We start from the raw sequence: 3,811 nt of genomic DNA, 5'->3' as shown, positions 1-3,811 counted from the left end.
GCCCCCGCTGAAGGAGCGGGGGCCGCGCCAGAACAGACCCCCGTACCCGGCGTTGGGCCGCCCCTCCGTGGTGGGGCTGCCGAAGGGGACCTCCTCCTCCGTCAGGTTGGTGAAGGAGGTCGTGAACACCATCGTCCAGGCCCCCCGGTCGGGGGCCGCGGTGAACCGCAGCCCCCGCCGCTCGGAGAACCAGGTCTCGCCCTGCTCGGTCACCCACTCCAGCCGTTCGCCTATCGAGACCCGTTCCGGTGAGGCCTCGATCCGATCGAAGGAGCGGTGCTCTGTCGAGCCGTCGTTGGCGAGCTGCCGGTACCCCGCGTCCCGGAGGTAGGTCGGGCCGCCCCAGAAGTTGGCCGTCCCGACGTTGGGCAGGGACCACGCGATCCCCTTGTGCCACACGTGGTCGTGCGGCCGGTACAGGCTGACGGTGTCCCCGCCCAGGGTGCGGACCGGGTGGAGGTAGGGGCGCGGCGACTCCAGCTGCGCGTCCCAGGGCCGGTACACGTAGCGGACGAGTTCGCCGCCGTCGTGGGTCAGGCGCAGCGAGCGCCCCTGTTCGTGGACCAGCCCCAGGCCGCTCCGGACGGGTTCTCCGCCGCCTGCCGTGGTCGCCGTGGTGTGCGCGGACATGTCCTTGTCCCTTCTGTCGCCTCTGTCGCCGTGGGGGAGGGCGCGGCCGTCACTCCTCGATGAAGTACTGCTCGGGGTTGGTCGGCCCGGGGTCGTTGTAGTTGCCGGAGGAGGGCATCGACCCGGGCACGTTGTGGAAGTCGTCCGCGACGATCCCGTAGCCGGTCGGGCTCAGGCTGACGCCCATCGCGTAGAACCGCTCCTGGGAGACCGACAGGAACTCGCGCATCAGCTCCTCGCGGGCCCCGGGGTCGGGCTCGGCCTGGACGGCGTCGTACAGCTCCAGGTGTTCGCGCACGTCGGCGGGCGGCTCCTGGGAGCGCGGGTCCTCGCCGTCGGAGACGTACCACTGGGCCCACGGGATGGCGAAGTTGGACTCCCCGCTCTGGGTGGGCGCGTACCAGCGGGGGTCGTACATCGCGTCCATCATGCCGTTGTCGCCCGACCACACGTTGGCGTCGTGCTCGTTGTTCTCCCGGCGGGTCTGCCACAGCGAGCGGTCCTCGGTGTTGAGCTCCACGTCGATGTCCAGCTCCTGCCAGAAGCCGACGACCATCTCCATCGAGTCCACGATGTCGGGGCGAAAGTCCGTGGGCACCGACAGCGTGAAGCGCACCGTCTCGCCGCGCGGGCTCGTGCGGAAGCCGTCGGAGTCGCGTTCGTCGTAGCCCGCCTCGTCGAGGATCTCGTTGGCCAGGTCCGGGTCGTACTCGGTGTACTGCTTGGCCAGCTCCTCGTTGTGGAAGGGGCTGTCCTCGCGGGGCGCGCCCTGCCAGGGCTCGCCCTGTTCGCGGTAGACGACGTCGATGATGTCCTGGCGGTTGACGGCGTGTGAGAGCGCCACCCGGAAGTCGCGGTCGTTGAAGGTCTCGCGCAGCTCCTCGTCCTCGTGGGTGAGGTTGAGGGAGATCATCGCGGTGTTCATCTCGGCGGGCCGCAGCTCGAAGAAGTCGTAGCCGCCCGACTCGCGCGCCTCGGCCAGGGTGGGCCTGTTCTCCAGGGTGTTGAAGTGCCGCGAGTGCATGTCGAACTCGCCGTTGAGCGCCCTGACCAGCATGACCTCCTCGTCCGGGAGGATGTCGAAGACGACCCGGTCGATGTAGGGGAGCTGGTTGCCCTCGGTGTCCACCTTCCAGTAGTAGGGGTTGCGCTCCAGCACCATCCGCCCGGAGTCGGCCAGCGGCTCCACGACCCGCCACGGGTACATGGTGGGGATGTCGGGGTTCTGCCAGTACCGGGAGCTGTCGATCACGCCCGCCTCGGCCTCGAACATCTCGACCCAGTCGGCGTACCCCTCCTCCTCGGCCAGCTCGTCGGCGTCGGGGTTGTACTCGATGTGGAACCGCTCCAGGTAGTGCTTGGGCTTGGTCACCACCTGGTACTGGAGGAGGTCGTACCCGGCCCACAGGGCGTCGGGCTCGTCGAAGGTGATGGTGAAGGTCCGCTCGTCCACCTTCTCGGCGGTGCCGGGATCGGCGGCCGCGACCGGCGTCAGCGCCTCGTTGTTGAAGATGTCGTTGAAGGCGAACACGACGTCGTCGGAGGTGAACGGCTCGCCGTCGGACCAGCGCAGGCCCGCGCGCAGGGTGAAGGTCAGCTCGGTGGCGTCCTCGTTGTACTCCCAGGACTCGGCGAGGTTGGGGATCACCTCCTGCCACTCCGGGTCCCAGCGGGTGAGGTTCTCGTAGCCCACGGTCCTGCCGAGCCAGGGCCAGTCGCCCACGCCGAGGATGGCGCTGTTCCACTCGCCGCCGTACACGCCGACGCGGTCGTGGGGCTCCACCACCAGCGGCTCGTCGGGCAGCCGCTCCTCCAGCGGGGGCAGGTCGCCCGACTCCACGAGGGCGGTGAGCATCGGCGCCTCGCCGGTGCCCTCCACCCGTTCGCCCTCCTCGACCTCGGGATCGAGGGAGAAGAAGGTGCACCCGGCGGTCACCACGACCGCCGCCGCTCCCGCGGCGGCGCCCAGCCACCGCCTCGCGCCGCCTGGCGTTCGTCGTCTCATGATTCCTGCTCCTGCCTCGTGGGGGGTTCCCGCGTCGCGCGGGCCGGGGGACCGGTGGTCGCGGTGCCGGGCGCGGAGTCCGCGGTGATCCCGGCCAGGTCGAGTTCCCCGGCGTGGTGGCACGCCACCGTGCGGCCGGGCGCGACGGTGCGCGGCGCGGGCTCCTCGGCGGCGCACAGGCCGGTGGCGTACCGGCACCGGGGGTGGAAGGGGCAGCCGGACGGCGGCCGCGAGGGGTCGGGCACCTCGCCGGTGAGCCGGACGCGCTCGCGGGTGCCGCGCAGCCGCGGGTCGGGGATGGGCACCGCGGAGATCAGCGCCTCGGTGTAGGGGTGCCTCGGCCGCCCGAACAGCTCGTCGGTGGGCGCGACCTCCACGATCCGGCCGAGGTACATCACCGCGACCCGGTCGCACACGTGCTCGACCACCGACAGGTCGTGCGAGACGAACAGGTAGGTCAGGCCCAGGTCGTCCTGGAGGTCCTGGAGGAGGTTGAGGATCTGCGAGCGCACGGAGGTGTCCAGGGCGCTGACCGCCTCGTCGGCCACGACCAGGCGCGGGCCCGGGACCAGGGCGCGGGCGATGGCCACCCGCTGGCGCTGGCCCCCGGAGAACGCGTGCGGGTGGCGGCGCAGGTGGTCGGGGTGCAGCCCCACCCGTTCCATGACCTCGCGCACGCGCGCCTCCAGCTCCTGTCCGCGCAGCCCCAGCAGCATCCGCAGCGGCTCGCCGACGATGTCGCGCAGGGTCATCCGGGGGTTGAGGGAGGACTGCGGGTCCTGGAAGACCATCCGCACCTCCCGCCGGTAGGCGGCGGTGTCGCCGCGGGGCAGCGCCAGGGCCTCCAGGACGCGGCCGTCGGAGGCGCGGTAGCGGATCTCCCCCGAGGCCTCCGGGCGGGCCCGCATGACGCTCGAACCCAGGGTGGTCTTGCCGCACCCGGACTCCCCGACCAGGCCGAGGGTCTCGCCCGGGTACACGTCCAGGTCCACCCCGGCCACGGCCCGCACGTGGCGGGGGCCGCGCCGCGAGCGTCCGCGCACGGGGTAGTCCACCCGCAGGCCGCGGATGCTCAGGACGGGTTCGGCCGGGGTGGCGGACGCGGGTCCGCGCGGCGCGGGGTCCGGCGTCGCGGCCGGTGTCTCAGTCGGCATCGACGGTCTCCTCGCTGGTCGG

At 71.9% G+C, this 3,811-nt stretch carries 3 protein-coding genes; all 3 read right to left on the bottom strand.

Annotated elements, in window-relative coordinates:
* The coding region (locus DQW06_RS15315; protein WP_198662457.1) for a PmoA family protein at positions 1–630 on the bottom strand (630 nt) is incomplete at its 3' end.
* 49 nt (positions 631–679) lie between these two features.
* Complete coding sequence (locus DQW06_RS15310; RefSeq protein WP_071623108.1) at positions 680–2,566, bottom strand: ABC transporter substrate-binding protein; 1,887 nt, start codon at positions 2,564–2,566, stop codon at positions 680–682.
* A 65-nt stretch (positions 2,567–2,631) separates the two neighbouring features.
* The gene (locus tag DQW06_RS15305) at positions 2,632–3,789 is read right to left on the bottom strand and encodes an ABC transporter ATP-binding protein (RefSeq protein ID WP_013156243.1); all 1,158 of its coding nucleotides are present in this window, start codon (positions 3,787–3,789) and stop codon (positions 2,632–2,634) included.
* Positions 3,790–3,811: the final 22 nt, after the last annotated feature.

The sequence above is a fragment of the Nocardiopsis sp. TNDT3 genome, assembly GCF_003427465.1.
Lineage (GTDB): Bacteria > Actinomycetota > Actinomycetes > Streptosporangiales > Streptosporangiaceae > Nocardiopsis > Nocardiopsis dassonvillei.
This window is presented reverse-complemented; position numbering and strand designations above follow the sequence as displayed.

Excerpts from the sequence above, each read along its gene's own strand:
- DQW06_RS15305 (WP_013156243.1), bottom strand. The coding sequence starts at position 3,789 with ATGCCGACTGAGACACCGGCCGCGACGCCGGACCCCGCGCCGCGCGGA.